Consider the following 17,621-nt stretch of genomic DNA (forward strand, 5'->3'; position numbering starts at 1 on the left):
CAATACAGGTCGCATATCAGCCTTGGCCTGAGGTGGTCTCGTCGAGTAGTTGGGCGAACAGCGAATTAAGCCGTGGGTCCTGAATCTGGCGCTCGGCACAGAACTCGTCAAACAATTCGATCGGATTGCGATCAGTTCGATCTGGCGGCGCCTCGCGCTCCCGATCGGGAGCGAAGGCGACGTCGATGCGTACTTCGAGCGCGTTTGGTAGGACTTCGAGAACTTCTTCGCGAAGGCCGGCACGTGTGGGCTCTTCGATGTACACCCGTAGGTAATCATCACCGAACTCGGCGGCCTGTGCTGTCAGCGCCGCGACGGTTCCCCGTACCGTGCGTAGCCGCCGACCGTTGAGCAGCTCGACGTCGTTGACTCTGGCCGGAGTGGATGGGCTGGCGTCGACGACAAGCACCACGCTGCGGTTGGACTCTTCCCCGAAGTCCACGGCGATGGGGGAGCCTGAATAGTGGACTGGACAGGCTGCGTCCATAATCTGCCGGCGATGTAGGTGACCGAGCGCGACATAGTGGGGCTCACTGCCGAAAGCCGTTGCAGGAACGAAATAGTCGAATATTGTTTGCGCAGTCCGTTCACCACCGCCCAGCTGACCGTTCGTGATGGTGAGGTGCGCCATCATGATGTTGACAGCGTCTGGCGTGAACCCGGATTGCAGGTGACGGATCATATCGCGGATCTGCTGGTCGTAGGCGCCCGAGTGCTCGGCTGGAGTCTCGGTGAGCAGCTGTGCGGCGCGCACCGCGAACCGGGTCGTTAAGAAGGGCAGTACGGCGACATTGACGCGTTCGCCGGTCGACTTTGCATTGAACGACACCACGCCGCCATCGTGTGCTGGTCGCACCTGGCCGAGCACGTGGATGCCTCCAATGGCCATCAACGGCCTGTAGGCATCGAAAGTTGCTGCGTGGTCGTGATTTCCGGCCATTGTGATGATCTCGGCGCCGGTCTTTCTGAGCTCGATGAGGGTGTGCACCACAAGACGCTGCGCATCGGCGGTCGGTGAAGACGTCTCGTACAGATCACCGGGAATTAGTACTGCGTCGACGTCCTCTCGCCGCGCGATGTCGACAATCTCGCTCAGGACGGCCGCCTGTTCATCCAGTCGGCTCTGTCCTTTGAGCGTCTTACCGACGTGCCAGTCGGAGGTGTGAAGGAATCTCATCGTTAGAACGGCGCGTCACTAGGCATGGGAATTCCCGAAGGGAAGGCGGTGTTCTTGGTCACGCTGGATGGTGCTTCGTCGACTTCCGATGCACGAGTAGCCCAGGCAGGAAAGGGGAATTCGACTGCGAGCGGAACGGGGATCGCCGGCTGACTGACGAACATCGTGCCAGGCTTAGCGATAGTCGCGCGCTGGCGTTGTCCAGTCGGAAGAAAGCCGTACTCGGCACGCGAGGCCTCGGCGGAGTCGAGTCGGCCGACGATCTTGATAGCGCTATTGCTGATGATTCGGCGCTCGACTTCGCTCGCCGTCTGCTGTGCGCCGATCAGGATGATGCCCAGAGAGCGACCGCGTTCAGCGATATCGAGCAATACGTCCTTGATGGGACTGTTTCCCTCGCGCGGCGCGTACTTGTTCAGCTCATCGAGCATCGTGAATAGGAGGCTGCCGGGCCCCGCGGCCTCCTTACGAGCGGTCTCGGCAGCGAGCACGACACCTGTGACGAAGCGCTGGGCGCGCTCCACTAGGTTGTGTAGGTCGACGACTGTTACTTGGTTGTTGGCCGTGCTGATGGAGCGGGTTTGGCGATCGGGGATATCGCCACGGATCAGGTCATTGAGTGCGCGCTGGCTAGACCGCAGCCGTCGCACGAACGCGTTGGCGGTGCCGCCGCCGATCGCCGGGCCTGCCCACTGCTGCATGGACGCTTGGTCCGTGACGCGTTCACAGATCAGGTCGACGAGTTCGGTGTAGGTCCTGCAGTACACGCCGTCGATGGTGACGGCGCCGTCGGTAGTGGTGGAGTCGATGCTGTTGCGCAGCTGTGCGGTGACCTGATGCACAACGAGGGTGTATTGGCTGCGTTCATCCTCCACGTCGGCAAAAACGTACGGCAGCAATTGATCTCGGCAGAACTCCTCGAGTGTCCACCAGAATGTGTTTACCCCAGACGTCCGGCCGACGACATTGGGCTTTGCGTTCTGGTCCCCAGGGACGGGCGGTGCGTGGAACCCGACAGACTTGAACGCGTGCGCCGGGAGGCCCAGCTTGGCGTAGGCCGCCTTCAGGTCGTCGCCGTCTTCACCCGCGAGCCGCTTGTTGGGCTTGTCGAGGAAAAGTAAATCCTCGCCCTTGACGGAAAAGATGAGCGCCTTTGCGTTGTGGGCATTGGGCAGCACATTGCCGGCAAACAGTGAGTGCAGCAGAAAGAGAGCGAAGGATGTCTTGGTGGCGACACCGGAGATACCGCTGATGGAAACATGCGCGCCGCGGGTGCCGTCGACGAAGTCGAGGTCAATATAGACAGTCTCGCCGTCGCGACCCACGCCGACGGGCACCTTATCTTCCATTTGGTCGAAGTAGAGGGCGGCTTCCCGCTCTTTGCCGGTGGCACGCTTGGCCACGGCCCCCGGTCGGGGAGGGACGTACCACTCGGGTTCGACGCGGGTGGTCGTAATCTCGGCGATTTCCTGCACGCGGGCAGGCAGCACACCGTCGGAAATGAGGAACACGTCGCTGCCGAAGGAGGCGCCCTCGTGACGCGAGCGGACGTCAGTGACGATGCCCGACGTTAGGACTTCGCCGCGGCCGGGTACTTCTCGGCTGGTCGCGACGACGTCGTCGAGTTGTAGGTATGCGTCAGGCTGGATGGCGACGTGAAAAACGAGTGGGGTCGCGTCCTCGGTGCCGACCACCAAGCCGACAATTTGCGGATCAGGCGCTGCAGCCCCGTTACCACCGCGACTTGGCGCCGCTTCAGCGACCACGTGTGAACCTCCCCTTAGCTGCCAGCTTGTTAGCTGCAACCGGGCCCGAGTGTAAAGAATCGCACCGACAGATGGCAGAGGTTCGGCTAACCGTGTACATAGCTGACGAGTTTGCGCACCTGCCGACACGAACTTTCAGCGGCGCTGCGTGGCGTGCCAAACGCTAGATCTTTCTTGGCCGGCGGAGCCGATAACTGAGCACTCGAGCCCGACGACCGAAATGCTTCGATCTGCTAATCCGGACGCTGTCGAGCCGTAACCACACCTGTTTGTCGTATTCGTGCCTCATACTCGGATCGCGCCTCTGGAGTCGAGGCCTCGAGGCCGGCTCGACTGCTTCGGAGGAGATGCACGGTGTTGAGGATTACCTGGGGGAATAGCGCTATGCGTAGACGAAAACTCGTCTTTAGGTTCTTGTCAGAGGTCGCGGTTGCGAGCTTGCTCATCAGACTTCTCACCCGCCTGCGCGGTGCAAGCCACGAAAAAGATGGCCGCGCGGCTCGTTGCCCTGAATCAACACCCGTGGGTGATCGGGATTTGGCAGCCGGTTGCGCTTCAACTGAGTCTCCGGCGGCAACGTCCTATGGCGAGGAACGGCAGCCAGATGAGCCGCACAACTCCGACGCAGACTCCGAGTGTCAGACGCTTAACTCCTCGCCGAGCCACGAGGGCAAGAGAGACAGCGATGACAGTCTGCGAAATCGGACCACGCTTCTCGCGGACAATTCAACAGTTCGTGAGGCTCGTATTACACCGTCGGCGTCAGCAACGAATTCGGAGCTCCCGCAAATTGATATGTCCTCGCGGATCCTATCGTCCGAAACTCCTCAACATTCGCCTTCGCAGGTGCGCGATGAAACGGACATGCCCACGCAAACTCCCGTATTCGAACGAACCAGCACATATCGATACACCCGGCAAATGGGGGTCACCAGGTTCGTCAGAAAGCGGATCTTGCGGCGCGATGACCCTTATGAGCTTGGACTAGTTTGCAAGACATGTCATATTGAGCTGCCGAAGTCCGGACGGTGTGACTTTTGCGAGTGATCATCCGCTGCATCACTGAATCGACTAAAACATCTTCTTTCTGAAACCCGACGCCGGCTGGGGGAGGCACTGCAATGACTGAACGTTCATCTCTGGTGACGCGGCCTTGGATGGAGTCGGTGCAGCCGAGACACTTCGGGCATCCCCTAGACGTCTCGGCTCGGCGGCGAATTGACCGAATCGTCGAAGGCCGCTCTTGGATCAAGAGAATCTTAGAGAACGCCGAACGGAAGGCCGAGGACCACTACTACGTTGAGCATCTCGCTGATGACACCCGCCTGTCGCGGCGCCAAGCAGCGTCGATATTTCGCCATGTAGAGGAGATCTCAGCGCTCGCGGGAATGCAGACGCCACGAGTGTTCTTGAACACCCACCACGAGGTCAACGCATCAGCGCTCGGCCAGTACAAACCCATCCTCACGCTCCACTCTGCTTTGGTCGACCAGTTCACAGAGGCGCAGTTGCGTGCCGTCATCGCCCACGAGCTCGGGCACATCAAGTGCCAACACACCTTTTATAAAGTGGTAGCAAATAAGTTCGCTCCTATCGCTGCGATGGCAGCCTCCGTACCTGGCGGCTCCTTGATTGCACTGGCGCTGCAGTGGCATCTGAACGATTGGTCCCGCAAAGCCGAACTAAGCGCCGACCGTTTCGGTCTTCTGGTGACAGAGGATCTCGAAACCGTTCAAACCATGCTTATCCAGCTCGCCGGTGGCGCCTCTATAGTCGGAAACGAGCTCTCGACAGACGAGTTTCGGAAGCAAGCCGATGAATTCCGGAGAACTAGCGGGCATGACAAGAGACCGAAGACCACGATGGAGAGGATCGAGTACTACGTTACCGAGCTGATTCTCAATCCGGACCTAAAATCACACCCGTGGCCAGCGATACGTTTCGTGGAACTCGAAGAGTGGGCGCATTCACGGCAGTATGCGTTGCTACGCGACGGGAACCTGGCTGAAGCTGAAAAATATCCGTTCCAATACCTCCCCGATACGGTTGCTGATGAGGAGTTGGATACAGAAGAGCTGGATGGGACACTGGCCGCTCCCGTCCTGCGCCAGGCCGCGGCAGAAGTCGCAGGAAAGTGGAAGACCTGGAGCACGAAACTATCGGCTTCTGCGGCGAGTGGTGTCCAGTCGGCACAACAGCAGCCACCCGGTTGGTATCCAGACCCGCAGCAGGATAGCCAGTTGCGGTGGTGGGATGGCTCGTCGTGGACGGCCGATACGCAGCCGAACTGACTTCCAGTCGCAACCTACCCGAGGGCAGTTGTTCACTTAACTTAGGTCACTGGCGCAGTGGCCTGCCGCTCTTTTGCAAGCATCCAAAGGTACTTGTCGACATCTCGGACCGAGAACGAGTCCAATCCATAATGAACCCGGACCGTGGTAACCGACTGTGCCAGATCGCATAGTTCGTGCGCCACTGTTCACCGGGGACGAAGCTGTCGAATGTCTCGCCTTGCTTAAGCAGGGTATTCAGGATGTCATGCACAAGAGAGTCGTAGATCGGGTAAAGCCCCGGGCGGTGGAAGGCGCAATACTTGGTTGCGAACGAGTAGTTGCGGCGCACCTTGTCCCGGATCGTGACACGGGCGATTTCCTCAACGAGGTTGGCATCCATATTGTCGCCGGAGAGCCTCGTGTCGACGTCCAGTTCTACTATGTGCGTTGCTACTTGGACAATCCCGGTTATGGGACGACGACGTGGCGTGGCCGAAGTCGTTATCGCGCTTGATTGCGACTTGCGCTGGCAGCCGGCTGTGTTCATCCGCCTCGTCGAGTCCGCCGAGTCCGCGGACTTCGCCAGGAGCTTCGTCACATGCCGTCTGCTCGACGACATTGCCGCTCTGAAATCGAAGGGTGCTCTGCAGGGCGACGCGGCACAGCAGGTGGAACAACACCCTACAACTCTGAACACGCCGGCGGGGTGTTGCGTAGAGATCGTGGACCTTTGCCGACCTGTCTGGACCAGAACACCAATTTGACTTCCGGGGTGGCTGTATTCGGAAGTATGGTGAGCTGGGCGGCCAAGCTGTAGAAGCCAGGCCCAGCACCATTTATGTCTATGTCACCCTTCACGCAGATTTTGCTCGCCTCCGAGAGGCGGACCATCTTGAACCCGGTCGCGGCAGTTACGCTTTCAAAGCAGTCCTCCCTCAGCGTCATCCGCTGCCAGCTGCTTGGCGGCGCGTAGAGTCGCGGTCGGCTTCCAGGTAACTGTCTTTGCGGCACCGGCGACACGACGCCTCAGGACCCACCCGGTCTCGTCGCGCACCGCAACGTATATCAATTGGGCATCACCGATCCATGCCGTCATCGTGTGAGCGCCCGCACGAAGCCGATGCCAGCGGTACGTCGGTTTGGTTGTCATACGAACCCCTCGTCGACGAGAATCGCGCCCGCAGTAGTGATTACATGCTCCTGCCCGGATCCACCGACTACACGACACCAACTTTTCACATCGAGAAAGCCGCTCTGCAGCGTGATGTCGAATCCGCCGTACATGCCGGGCACCGGAAACCAAAGGTGTTGATCCGTAACTTCATGCAGAATGTCGACGGGCGGATACCGCAGGACTTTGCGCGGATTGCGGCCATCGAACAGCACACTGATTCGCCCGTCAATCACGTCAGCGAGATAGTTGTCGAGAGCGCGGACTTCGTCCGGCGCGAGCGTCGGTGCGGGCGGCTTAAGGCAAAGTGCCAGCAGTGTGCGTGAGCGCGCATCGACCCCGACAGCGGTACCCGGAAAGGCATCGCGCTCACGATCCTTGAAGACGTCGTAGGCGGTACGTCCGCGTGACTCCGTGAGGCTCAGTAGGGCGCCGTGCCGGATGAGGCTAGCGACGACATTGACCGGTGCGCCATGCCAGGCCGCCTGGTGCAGAACGGTGAACCACGCGGATCCCCCCGGCCTCCACCAATTGATGTCGACGTGTTGTGTCGGATCGTTTAGCATTTGCAACACAACCGACCAGTCCCCGGCCTTCGCGGCGTCCGCGAATCGGTGAGACGCCACCACGACGTGTTCGTGAAGCAGCGCGGGCTCCAGCACCCCACGCCAGACAAAGGGCTGTCGGCTCGACGGCGAATCATTGTTCGACATACTGACCACCTGTCTGGGTATCTGAGCTGCGAAACCTGATGCGCCTCAACGCCACTCGAAACGCGCGGTTCGGATTGGCGCCCGGTAGCACCGCCGTGATGTCGCGAATCGCATCGTCGACATCCACCCGACGTAATCGCGCGCCGTACAGCGCGCCTATGGTCGGGGTGCGGCTGTACGCCCCGACGCAGTGCACCAAAACCGTCCGCCCCTGCCGCCGAAACCTCTCGACCAGCTTCACCGCGTCGAGCAGGATGAAGTCGAGATGTGGATTTTCGTCGTGCTCTGACCGATCGATCAGTCGCACCTCCACGTGGGGAATGTCGGTGCGCATATCCTCGTCTGCTAGGCGGCACAGCGACACCACCGCGTCGACCTCGTCAGGCAGCCTTCGTAGGACTCCGATTCCACCGAGCAATACACCGTCGTCGTACGGGTGGCGCGCGCACGTGTGGATCGGTGACCCCGGATAGGAGAAGTCGAACTCGTCCGGCTTGCCCTTGCGTTCAATCGCCGTCGCTAGCGCCACCAAATCGTGCGCATGGATCCCAGGCCAGCCGTGCAACAGCAGCCGCCACTCACCGGGGACCGCAGATGCGCCATACGCCGCTCCCAGCAGGCCGCCAGCGATCGCCGCGACCGTGTCGGTGTCGTAGCCCGCCCGCACCGCGGCATCGAGTCCCAGTCGGAGGTGGTCGGCGGGGAAAGCTCCTGCCGGGGATGTAGTGATCGCTGACCACGCGGCCTGCATAGCCGTGACCACCCACCCGTTGTTCGGGAACGACGCCGGAGGCCTCGCCTCCGCCTCGACGAGCCGCTCAGCCCACAGCGCACGACGGCCGGGTTCGAGGTGCCGCAGGCCGACCCGCACGTCTAGTTCGGACGTACGAACCGCATGCCGGATCGCGCAGGACCACAGCACGCAGGCGTCACCGGCGTCTGGATCGAAGTGGGTAAGCTCGCTGATCGCACGAGCAGCCTCCACCAGCGCGTGCTCATCGTCGATATATGCGAGCGCCACCGGCGCAGTGCGCATCAAGGCCCCGTTTCCCGCAGTGCATCCGGAGTGTTTGTGCATCTTGATGGACTCAGCGCGGGCTTTGGCTGCGGTGATGACGCCTTCGCGTGAAGCTGCCGCGAGGATCGAACGCGTCTGGATTCCCACATCTTTGGCAGTCAGAGACCACTCGCGCCACCGCTGAACGATGAGGTCCTGCGCGTACGCGTCACGCAGATCGGCGCCTGTAGCAGCGACCTCGGCGATCGCTATCGCCATCGACGTGTCATCAGTCCATTCACCCGCCGCCCACGGGCCGCCGCCAACCATCGCCACTTCGAGGTTTGGCCCTCGCGGCGGCTGAAACTCGTATGGCGCGCCGAGCGCATCTCCCGCCGCGGTCGCCAGCAGAACACCCTCAACACGGTCGTTGTATGACGTCATCCTCGCGCCTCCCATCCAAGGGGCATTATTTTGCGCAGTTCTGCGCTAATTGAATTTCACTGTACGCTATGGCTCCGACATGAGCGAGTACCGAGACCCAAGCGGGCGTAGCCTGGCCGACTATCCGCGGCCGTCGGTCGCGGTGGACACGGCCGTCCTCACCTTGGATCCCGATCTCGGACTGGCCGTGCTGCAGGTCCGGCGGCCCGGCGCCCGCGGTTGGGCGCTGCCCGGGACCTTCCTGCACGAAAGAGAGACCCTCGCCGAAGCCGTCGACCGCTCGCTGCGCGATAAGGCCAACGTGCGCGGCCTGAGTCCGAGGCAATTGCACGTCTTTGATGACCCCAACCGGGATGACCGGGGATGGGTATTATCGGTCGCCCACGTTGACGTGGTGCAGGCGAGCCGACTCGACTTGCGCATTCCCGAGACGACACGCATCGTTCCGGTTTCCGCGCCGGGCCGATTGGCATTCGACCACGACGAAATCATCTTGCGTGCGGTTGAAAACGTACGTCTGCGCTACGCCGACAAGCCCGACCCGGATCGTCTGATCGGCGAGGAATTCACACTCCGTCAGCTGCGCATCGCGCACGAAGCAGTAATCGGGCACGCCCTCCAACGCGATACATTTCGTCGGGCAATGGAGTTGCACCTTAAGCCCACAGGCACTACCACGGCTGGCACGAGAGGGCGGCCTGCGGAGCTGTTCCGCCGCCGCGAGCCCGAGTCGAATCGCCGCCGCCAGTCTTGACAGTGGCCTGCCCGTGCGACTTGAGTCGCCTGCCACACCACATCTTCCAGTGCGCGATGCAGGACTGGCTCGGCATAGGGCGTCAGTGCGGTCGGGCAGTTCCACCGAGATTGTCGGCGGGCCGAGGTATATTTGGCCGCAGCTTCACGAGATGCCGTCGTCAAGCTCCGACTGGACGGTACGCCAACCCCACGCTCGTGGGTGGCTCGGATGACGAAGCGGCCGACGCCAATCGGTGGCGGTAAGAGCGCCTCCTGCGCGGAGGTTCGAATAGGGGAGTTCTCAAATGTCGTCTTACACCTCGGACGATCAGTGGCGATCGTTTCAGACCTTCGTCGCCGCGTACATCGCAGGCATGCTGCACCCTCGGGACGTCTTCACCATCTCGCCGAGATTCGCGGTGATGCCGCCGCTCGTAGAGTTTCGGTGCGACGCTTACGGTCGCTTGTGGCTCAGTATCGGCGCGTTGGCGTGGAGTGATGAGGCTGACGCCAGCGTTCAAGTCTCGCGTGACGAACCAAGCCAAGTCGCCGCGCAGACGGTCGATATGCTCCGCGGCATCAAGGAGGTGAACGACCCGAGCGATCTGCGTCTCAGTGGCAGCGGCCCCGCCAGTTCGGTCGCGGTTCTCGCCAAGGCCGGGTTCATGAGCGGCGATCACAAGGACCCCGCCAGAAAGGCGGCGCTACACGCGAGGATGTCGGCCGACGTCGATGTGGAAGGGGACGCCATCGATGCTGCGGCCCGAGCGGAAGGACACCGCGCTTTCGCAGGGACTAGGAGCGGTTCCATCGCCTCGATAGCCTTTGCAGCCGAGTTGGCACGACTTCGAAGCTGGGTTGATCCCTTCAGCGCGACACCGAAGACGGGCTATCTGGTCGGTGGTGCTTCGCCGGAGGACGCCGAGGAGAGTGTGTGAGGTCGGGCTGCGCGTGAGCACGCACCGAACCAATGTCGTTGGCCCGCGGTATTTTCCCGATCATGACGAGAGAGCGGCCGGCTTGTGGCCGATGTGGATCGACCACGCTGCACCGCAGGGCGTTTGGCATGCCAACTCCGGAGTTGTTCGATGAGGCAGAGCGCCGGCCGGATCTCACTCTGGGCGGGTGCATCGTGATGGAGGGTGCGTGGACCGCCGAATGCCTGACGTGCGGTCAGCGCGAAGTCATTGGGAGATATGACGATTCCGCGTGGACAACGTCGGGGCGCCCGGATACTGCCGGGCTCATCGCGACGTACGCGACGTCGGCGCGGCAGACACTGAGCGCGGAGCAGACTCCAGCCATCTCCTACCTTGGGTTGTGGCTGTTGCTCTCCCGCTTCGCGCCGATCGCGACCGGTGCGCACCGCGTCCGCTTGGCCGAGGTGCTCAATCTTTCCTGCGATGACGCCGCTGTGCTGGCCGCCGGTCTGCTCGACGCGCCGCACCCGACCGTGGCCGCGGCGCTCGGCGCGTGGTCGCGCTCTCTGTCGACTACGCTGCCGGTCCCGCTCGACGAGCTGCCCGATCAGGAAGGGCTGGACCGTTGGGCGTCGGAGCACACCCGCGGGCTCATCGAGCAGTTCCCGCTACAGGTCGACCCGTTGACCGAGCTCGTCCTGGCCACAGCGTTGGTTCTGCAGCCGCGGTGGTCTACGAAATTGGCCACCGACGACAACGGGTTCCTCGTCCTCGACGATGGGCTGCAGACAATCGTCGACACAACTACCGCAGGGCTGGTCGCCGTCGCTAAGCCCTTTAGCGAGGATGGTGTCGACGTCGTCAGTGTCATTGCCGCTCCAGATGTTTCGCCAGCCGATGTGTGGCGAGGTGTCGATGAGGTCGTTGCCCAGCTCAACGAGGCTGCATTGTGGCACGGTGGATCGCCCAACGGCCTTCCCGCCGACGGCCACGCGTGGTCAGTCCGCGAGACCACCGAGTCGTTCGTCGAGTGGGAAGCGCCCGGCGGAGAGGACTATCTCTGGCGCAGTCATCTGCCACGCTGGGAAGCCTCCGTGGAGAGCTCGCTCACCGCCGCTCCTGGGGTGGACGAACTCGCCGCGTCACTGAGAGCGGCGGCCCCCGAACTCAACGGGCCGCTCGAGTGCGTGCAGGCGGCCACGGCCGCGTACAACGATTACGGGTTCGAGGCCGCCGCCGTAACAGCCCTAGCGATGACGACGGGTGCTCCGCACTTCGTCGAGCGCACAATCCACCGTGTCGATGTCACCTTCGACCGGCCGCACGCCGTCGTGGCGGTCGCTCGCGGCGGTGCTTGGGAGGGCGTTCCGCTATTTCATTGCTGGGTCACGCCGTAGGAAGCGCTTCGTCTCGATGTGGGTCAGACCGGCGACAAGAGCCAATCACTAGCAATTGACGGTGTTTCCATCGATACCAAGTCACGCACCCGACTGGCTACCTGCGGTGCACCCTGGGGCGGGCGCACCTTCCGCGATTGCGGAGGTCAGCGATTGGGTGTCGATCTACCGCGCCAACGTCATCAAGTCTTCACCCCAGAGTTGAAGCCGAGCATCAGCGGCTATGTCGACGAAGGTCATCAGGTCGGCGGTACACAAATAGGCCGGTAGCGGCCATGCGTACCGCGGTCGCCGCGGCTGCGACCGTGGTGGGCGGCTCCGGTCGGTCGCGTCCCTTCACCGCATACGATGATGACTCTGCATCCCCAAGCAAAGGAGCTTGAGATGGGGTTTGAGCGAATCGACGACCTACTGAACAGCGTGACCGCCGGGTCGCTACACGGAGTTGCGGCCACAGTCGTTGGCCGCGACGGCGTCCTCTACGAAGGCGTGGCCGGCGATGCGAAGCCCGACAGCATGTTCCGCAATGCATCCATGACCAAGGCCGTCGCCACCACCGCCGCACTGCAGCTCGTCGAACAGGGCCGCGTCGACCTCGACGCGCCCGTCTCGTCGATCCTTCCCGAGTTCGGCGAGCTCCAGGTGCTCGGCGGTTTCGAGAGCGGTGAACCCGTCCTCCGCGCGCCCAAGGCGCAGGCAACCGTCCTCCAGCTGATGAACCATACCGCTGGCTGCGGCTACCACTTCATGAACCAGAAGCTCTTCACCTTCTGCACCGAGCAAGGCTTTCCCACCCCGCTCGACGGACTCAAGCAGGGCATCCACGCGCCGCTGGTCAACAATCCCGGCACGGTCTGGGAGTATGGCGTCAGCACCGACTGGCTCGGCATGGTCGTGGAGGCCGTGAGTGGCCAGACGCTCGCCGACTACCTCGCCGAGCACGTCTACGGTCCGCTCGGGATGACGGACTCGACGTTCGACCCGACCGACGAACAGCGTGCCCGGTTGCTGCCCATCCGCTTTCGCGCGCCGGACGGCAGCCTCGTACCGACCGACCTCGACCTGCCCGCCAACCCCGAGTGGGACGCCGCCGGCCACGGTTCCTACGGCACGATCACCGACTACGGGCGTTTTGTCCGCGCCTGGCTCAACGGCGGCGAACTCGACGGAACGCGCATCCTCAAACAGGAGACCGTGGAACTCGCCCTGCGCGACCATCTCGACGGGGCGCCGCTACCGAAGAAGATGGAACCGACCGTCCCCGAGCTGGCCAACCCGGTCGAGCTGCTCGACGTGCCGCAGGGATGGGGCCTCGGGTTCCACCTGTACCTGGTCGACCTGCCCGGTATGCGCAGCGCCGGCTCGGCCGACTGGTCCGGCCTGTTCAACAGCTTCTTCTGGATCGACCGCAAGGCGGGGATCGGCGCCGTCATCGCCACGCAGTTGCTGCCGTTCTTCGACGCCAAGATGGTCGAGACGATCCTCGGCTTCGAAGCCGCGGTCTACGCGGAGCTCGGTGCGTCGGTGTCCTGACGCCGTCATAGACCTGTCCCGCACTCGCAGGCGTTGTACAGACGGGTATCGGCGACGCGCGTGCCCTCAAATCTTTCCTGTCGGGTCTTCCCATTCCTCAGGGCGGGACTTCGCAACTTCGTCGCGGACGCACAGAATTGTCGGCAGGCCCCGATACCGTCGAATCAACTTCGAAGACGCCCCGCCTCAGCGCGGGCCGGTGTCTCGCCTGCCGAGGGGAGCTGGCCTTGATTCGACCCAACAACGCGACCGCACCACCGGTCATCGTGCTCGGCGACGACGAAACCGTCCGCCGCTGTGAACAATTGACGGCTCACTCCGAGCCGCGTTCAGCCACTATCGCCGCGATGTTTGCTTTCGCCTCAGGCGCGCCCGCCTCGCACGACCACTTGACCGAGGTCGAAGCCGTCGTCGCAGCGGTAGCCCGGGCGATCGCGACCCGGCTGCCGATATGGATGCCTGATCCGCTCGCGGACCTCGGACGCGAGCAGCATTACCGTCGGTTGAGCCTGGTGCTGCAACGGCACGGACTCGACCTGCTGGTGGGCCACGATTTCTGGCCCGTCCCAGACGCGGGTGGCATAAACGAAATCGACCACGCGTTGCGGTGTGAGGTGCAGGCCGTCGACGCTCTCGATCGGGCGGCGCTGGCCGCGGCAGGGGTGGAAAGTCTCGAGAGGGTCGTCGCGCAGGCTGCGACTGCCATGCCAGTGGGCTCGCACGAAAATGATTGGCCACCAACACTTCCCCAGGCCGGGTTGCCATGGCCCGAGCGCCGCCAGGCCCTCCTCGGCTATGTGTGTTGGCTGGTAGATGGGTGCGGAGTGACTCGCGCAGCGGCCGCGCGGGTGCTGAATTCGTCGGGTCAACGCGCTCCTGACGGCCGCGCTTGGCAGTCAAGAAGCGTGACGGCGTTGCTCGACAGCCGTTACGGCTGGGAAGCGACCGCATGACCACCGTGGAGTACCTGTCGGCGTCTTACTCGGGCGGCCATCGATGTGCTACATAAGTGCTACGCTCGTAGCATGTCCACGGTGGCCTCCCGCGAACTGCGAAACGACACGGCCGGCGTGCTTCGTCGCGTTCAAGCAGGCGAAGAGGTGACGATCACGGTGAATGGACGAGCCGTCGCGGTGATCGCCGCGGTCGAGCCGAAACGTCGGCGGTGGGTGTCGAAGGCAGAATTGGTCAAGCGGCTCCAAACCAGCCAGGCGGACCCCGGCTTGCGTGATGACCTCGCGGAGCTCGCCGGTGAAACCACCGAGGACCTCGACGAGTTGTGACGACCGATCGGCCCGTGGCCGGCATCCTCGACACCTCGGTCTTCATCGCCGACGAGAACGGGCGGCAACTGGAGACGTCACTGATTCCGGAGCAGCTGGCCACGACGGTGGTGACTCTCGCCGAACTGAATGCAGGTGTCCTCGCGGCGCGGACCTCGGAGATCCGGGCGCGTCGCCTTCGTACGCTGGATGCGGTCGCAGATATGACCGCGTTTCCGGTCGACGAAGAGGCGGCTCGACTTTGGGCGCTGCTACGCGTCCACGTGGCCGAGGCGGGCCGACGGGTCCGGATCAATGACCTATGGATCGCTGCAATCGCGGCCGCCAGGCAGCTGCCGGTAGTCACTCAGGACGGGAACTTCGATGTCCTAGAGGGTGTGGCGGGTCTGACGATAGTCCATGTCTGACAACGACTCTGGGTGAAGGCCCGAGCTGGTCGGCCCGCACTGCGAGGCGCGGCGCTGAGGCGGCTGACGTCGAGACGCTTAAGGTGCCGGCCCGTTGATGAGTTCGTCGCGGTAGGGGAGCCGCCAAGCCGCCGGTGAAAGGGCACTATCTCGCAACGGTCTCACCCGCGGGAGTTAACGCGGCCGCGGATTAGGTTAGCGCGGCTTCCGGAGCGGGAGACGTCAGCCAGGATGAATCAGCCCGAGTGCGGCCCGTAACCGGTCACTGTCCATGCCCCCGCGCGCGGCTTCGCCGGCGGGGAGGGTACCGAGCAACCTGATCAAGTCGTCTCGTCGCGTCGGATCATCGGCGGCCTGTCGAGGCGTGTAACCGTCCAGGGCGGGGATCGGCTCGTCGAGCCACTTGGTCTCGTACTCCCGGATGAACTCGGTGAGCGCCTCGCTCACCTGCGGATCGGCCGGGTCCAGCGTGCCCTCGCCGGTCTGCGGCATCCGCTCGGCAAGTGTCGTGGCCTCGCGGACGGTGGGCACGGAGACGCGGGCGTCGTCGAGCACCTCCACTTCCGGGTCAAGAGCCGCCAGTGCAGCCAGCACTCGGTCCATCCGCTGCTCGCTGTTGGTTCTGACCCGCAACGCGTCGCCGTCGAGCTCAAGCGTGGCACGTACCCGCCGCATGCCATGGGTCACAACGTGTTCCAACCACAGCGGCGACTCATCCGGTCGGTCGTAATTCTCGTCGAGCGCTGCCTCGATCCCCGGTCCGACTCGCACGGTCGCCTCGCAGAGGACGGTCGGTTCGCCTTCGGTGTTGGTCAGCCTCGGCGGCGCGAACCGGCGGCTCAACTGTTCCACCAACGTGGCCGGGTCCGGCTCGTTGTCGAGTAGCTCGATCAACGCATCTCTCTCGTGCAGTGCGACGGGTTCGACCGATCCGGAGAACTGCATGGTGTCCCCGGCGGGAATCACCCGCGCGCAGATCAGCTGCCCGGGCTTCAGAGCCCGGCTGGCCTGGCGCTCCCGAACGTCGTAGGTGTCGCCGGTGCGCACGTCGCGCACAGTGACACCCTGGCCGGGGCGGACCTGCTCGACGTCGAAGACCGACCGGTCCGACAGCAGCCACTGCTCGGCGAGCAGTCGCTCGTCCTCGGGCAGCAAGAATCCACGCACATCGAGGAAGTCGGCCAACGCCCCGCCCTCGAACAACACCGCGTCCATTACCAGCGAGTCAGATATCGCCGCGTCCAAGGCCTCGCGCGAATCACCTTCGAAGTATTGGCTGCGTTCGAGGGCGACCTCGAAAAGTACTTCCTCCCAGTCGGTCATCGACACGTGCTGGGCGGCCTTCGCGAATAACCAGCGGACACGATCCTGCAGCGGCAACGCCTCGCGGCCGAGGTGACATTTCTTGTACTTGCGCCCAGAACCGCACCAGCACGGCTCATTTCGGCCGATGTCGGCGCGCGCCTCGGCCCGGTGCTGCTCCAGTAACTGGACCAAGTGGTAATCGGGCGGGATACCGGCACGGTGAAGTAACGACAATCCACGTTCTGCGTCGCCGCGATCGGACGCGAAACGCGCCAGTTCCAACAACGTCATCGGCCAGTCGGGATCCATCGATTCGGCGGCCAGAAGTTCGCTTTCGGCAGCCTCGACTTCGCCGAGTTGCTCTAGCGCCAGGGCCCGCAGCCACCGGTAGGCGACGCGTGCGGCGCGAGGCACCTTCGGCTCCAGTGTCTCGGCGAACAGACCCAGCGCGGCCGCGCCGCGGCGCCCTGCGCGGATCGTCCTGTCCGCGAATACTGCCGCCAACTGCGGATCGGCGACCACACCCCCGACCGCGGCCGTCAGCGCGAAGAGCGGCTCACGAACGGATTCCTCGCCTGACTCCAGCGCCATCGACATCCGGTCGAAGATTCTGATCAGCGTGTGGAGGGCGGAAGCGTCGTCCTCATCGAGGTCATGCTCTCGGGCGAGCATCTTGCAGTTCAGCTCGAAACGCCAAGCATCGAAATCGAATTCGGCGGGTGCCAGCAAACCGGTCTGATGATTGAGGCCGCTCTCCTCGATGATTTCACCCAGCGGCGAGAGTGGCTCGGTGAATGCGCTCGGATCTTCGACCAACTCCGTCCACACCGCCTCTTGGAGGGAAACCGGCTCGTCGGCGTCGTCGACGAGAGCCTTGAGCCGCGCACCGACAGTCGATACCTGCGCGGTCGCGGCGATGCGCTCGACCACCAGCCCCTGCGACTCCAGTCGCAACCCGACCAGCGCGCCCTCGCGCACGCCCAGCCTTCCCAGCGTGCCCGGCGCGAGCAGCAGCACTCCGGGCTCGTCAATTACGCCCAGCGGAATGTGCCGCTCCTCGAGCAGATCATCGTCGTAGCCGGGCATTGCCACGTGCGCCGCTGTGCCGTCAGCGAATCGCTGATATTCCACGTACTCGCAAAGATCGGTAAGGGAGTCCAGGTCCGGGTACACCCGGAGGAAATCGTGGGCCAGCTCGTCGGCGTCGACACGGTGTGTGAACAACCGTCCATCCACCACCGCTGGCAGCCACATCCAGCGCTCGTCGATCAATTGCCTTACTGGGCTCGCCATTTCGTCGAGCATCTCATCAATGACGTCCCCAGCGTCAGCCACGCCGTTGTCTTTCAGGCGCGCCACGATGACGTCCTTGCCCAGCGGGCCGTTCTCGGTCAGGATCCGGACCACGATGTGCATCGGGTCGAGCGTGTCTGCCACAGCGACCACCCTATGCCGGGCTGGGGCGGGCCGGGAAGCTGTCGCGTCCTCAGAGACGGGCGG

General features: G+C 63.3%; 14 protein-coding genes and 1 riboswitch. Of the genes, 8 read left to right on the plus strand and 6 right to left on the minus strand.

The features are described from left to right. Nucleotides 1-16: 16 nt before the first annotated feature. Both A5752_RS07265 and A5752_RS07270 read right to left on the minus strand, forming a co-directional pair. Nucleotides 17-1,177, minus strand: a complete 1,161-nt coding sequence (locus A5752_RS07265) for an exonuclease SbcCD subunit D (RefSeq protein ID WP_067083728.1) — start codon at nucleotides 1,175-1,177, stop codon at nucleotides 17-19. Nucleotides 1,178-1,179: 2 nt separating this feature from the next. Continuing rightward, complete coding sequence (locus A5752_RS07270) at nucleotides 1,180-2,943, minus strand: ATP-binding protein (protein WP_231983347.1); 1,764 nt, start codon at nucleotides 2,941-2,943, stop codon at nucleotides 1,180-1,182. A 1,121-nt stretch (nucleotides 2,944-4,064) separates the two neighbouring features. On the opposite strand from A5752_RS07270, the gene A5752_RS07275 reads away from it, so the two are divergent. Next, complete coding sequence (locus tag A5752_RS07275; protein ID WP_082963793.1) at nucleotides 4,065-5,234, plus strand: M48 family metalloprotease; 1,170 nt, start codon at nucleotides 4,065-4,067, stop codon at nucleotides 5,232-5,234. Nucleotides 5,235-5,280: 46 nt separating this feature from the next. Here A5752_RS07275 and A5752_RS07280 read toward each other — a convergent pair whose 3' ends face one another. The 3 genes from A5752_RS07280 to A5752_RS07290 form a co-directional block, all read right to left on the minus strand. Beyond that, a complete protein-coding gene (locus A5752_RS07280) occupies nucleotides 5,281-5,814 on the minus strand; it encodes an HI_0787 family protein (RefSeq protein WP_067083732.1) in 534 nt (177 codons plus the stop codon). Between the two features lie 548 nt (nucleotides 5,815-6,362). Further along, on the minus strand, nucleotides 6,363-7,100 hold the full coding sequence (locus tag A5752_RS07285) for an ankyrin repeat domain-containing protein (RefSeq protein ID WP_067083734.1): 738 nt from the start codon (nucleotides 7,098-7,100) through the stop codon (nucleotides 6,363-6,365). Continuing rightward, entirely contained in the window at nucleotides 7,087-8,541 is a 1,455-nt protein-coding gene (locus A5752_RS07290) for an ADP-ribosylglycohydrolase family protein (protein ID WP_156613684.1), read from the minus strand. The genes A5752_RS07285 and A5752_RS07290 overlap by 14 nt, the downstream gene beginning before the upstream one ends. A gap of 79 nt (nucleotides 8,542-8,620) precedes the next feature. Between A5752_RS07290 and A5752_RS07295 the strand changes: the two genes are divergently transcribed. The 7 genes from A5752_RS07295 (at nucleotide 8,621) to A5752_RS07325 (ending at nucleotide 14,816) form a co-directional block, all read left to right on the plus strand. Further along, a complete protein-coding gene (locus A5752_RS07295; protein WP_067083737.1) occupies nucleotides 8,621-9,295 on the plus strand; it encodes an NUDIX hydrolase in 675 nt (224 codons plus the stop codon). 142 nt (nucleotides 9,296-9,437) lie between these two features. Beyond that, a riboswitch (SAM riboswitch) is annotated at nucleotides 9,438-9,549 on the plus strand. Between the two features lie 32 nt (nucleotides 9,550-9,581). Next, nucleotides 9,582-10,214: a hypothetical protein gene (locus A5752_RS07300; protein WP_067083740.1), complete on the plus strand. Its 633-nt coding sequence runs from the start codon at nucleotides 9,582-9,584 to the stop codon at nucleotides 10,212-10,214. A gap of 128 nt (nucleotides 10,215-10,342) precedes the next feature. Then, a complete protein-coding gene (locus tag A5752_RS07305; RefSeq protein WP_067083742.1) occupies nucleotides 10,343-11,593 on the plus strand; it encodes a serpin family protein in 1,251 nt (416 codons plus the stop codon). Nucleotides 11,594-11,977: 384 nt separating this feature from the next. Beyond that, complete coding sequence (locus tag A5752_RS07310) at nucleotides 11,978-13,126, plus strand: serine hydrolase domain-containing protein (RefSeq protein ID WP_067083744.1); 1,149 nt, start codon at nucleotides 11,978-11,980, stop codon at nucleotides 13,124-13,126. 227 nt (nucleotides 13,127-13,353) lie between these two features. Next, nucleotides 13,354-14,079 carry a hypothetical protein gene (locus A5752_RS07315; RefSeq protein ID WP_197500566.1) on the plus strand — a complete coding sequence of 242 codons (726 nt, stop codon included), beginning with the start codon at nucleotides 13,354-13,356 and terminating at the stop codon, nucleotides 14,077-14,079. 72 nt (nucleotides 14,080-14,151) lie between these two features. After that, complete coding sequence (locus A5752_RS07320; protein ID WP_067083748.1) at nucleotides 14,152-14,409, plus strand: type II toxin-antitoxin system Phd/YefM family antitoxin; 258 nt, start codon at nucleotides 14,152-14,154, stop codon at nucleotides 14,407-14,409. Beyond that, nucleotides 14,406-14,816, plus strand: coding sequence for a type II toxin-antitoxin system VapC family toxin (locus tag A5752_RS07325; protein WP_156613686.1), 411 nt, complete (start codon nucleotides 14,406-14,408; stop codon nucleotides 14,814-14,816). Before A5752_RS07320 ends, A5752_RS07325 begins: the two co-directional genes overlap by 4 nt. Before the next feature lie 222 nt (nucleotides 14,817-15,038). Here the strand turns inward: A5752_RS07325 and A5752_RS07330 are convergent, their stop codons facing one another. After that, nucleotides 15,039-17,558: an SEC-C domain-containing protein gene (locus A5752_RS07330; protein ID WP_082963796.1), complete on the minus strand. Its 2,520-nt coding sequence runs from the start codon at nucleotides 17,556-17,558 to the stop codon at nucleotides 15,039-15,041. Between the last annotated feature and the right edge of the window lie 63 nt (nucleotides 17,559-17,621).

This window comes from Mycobacterium sp. 852002-51961_SCH5331710, assembly GCF_001665535.1.
Lineage (GTDB): Bacteria > Actinomycetota > Actinomycetes > Mycobacteriales > Mycobacteriaceae > Mycobacterium.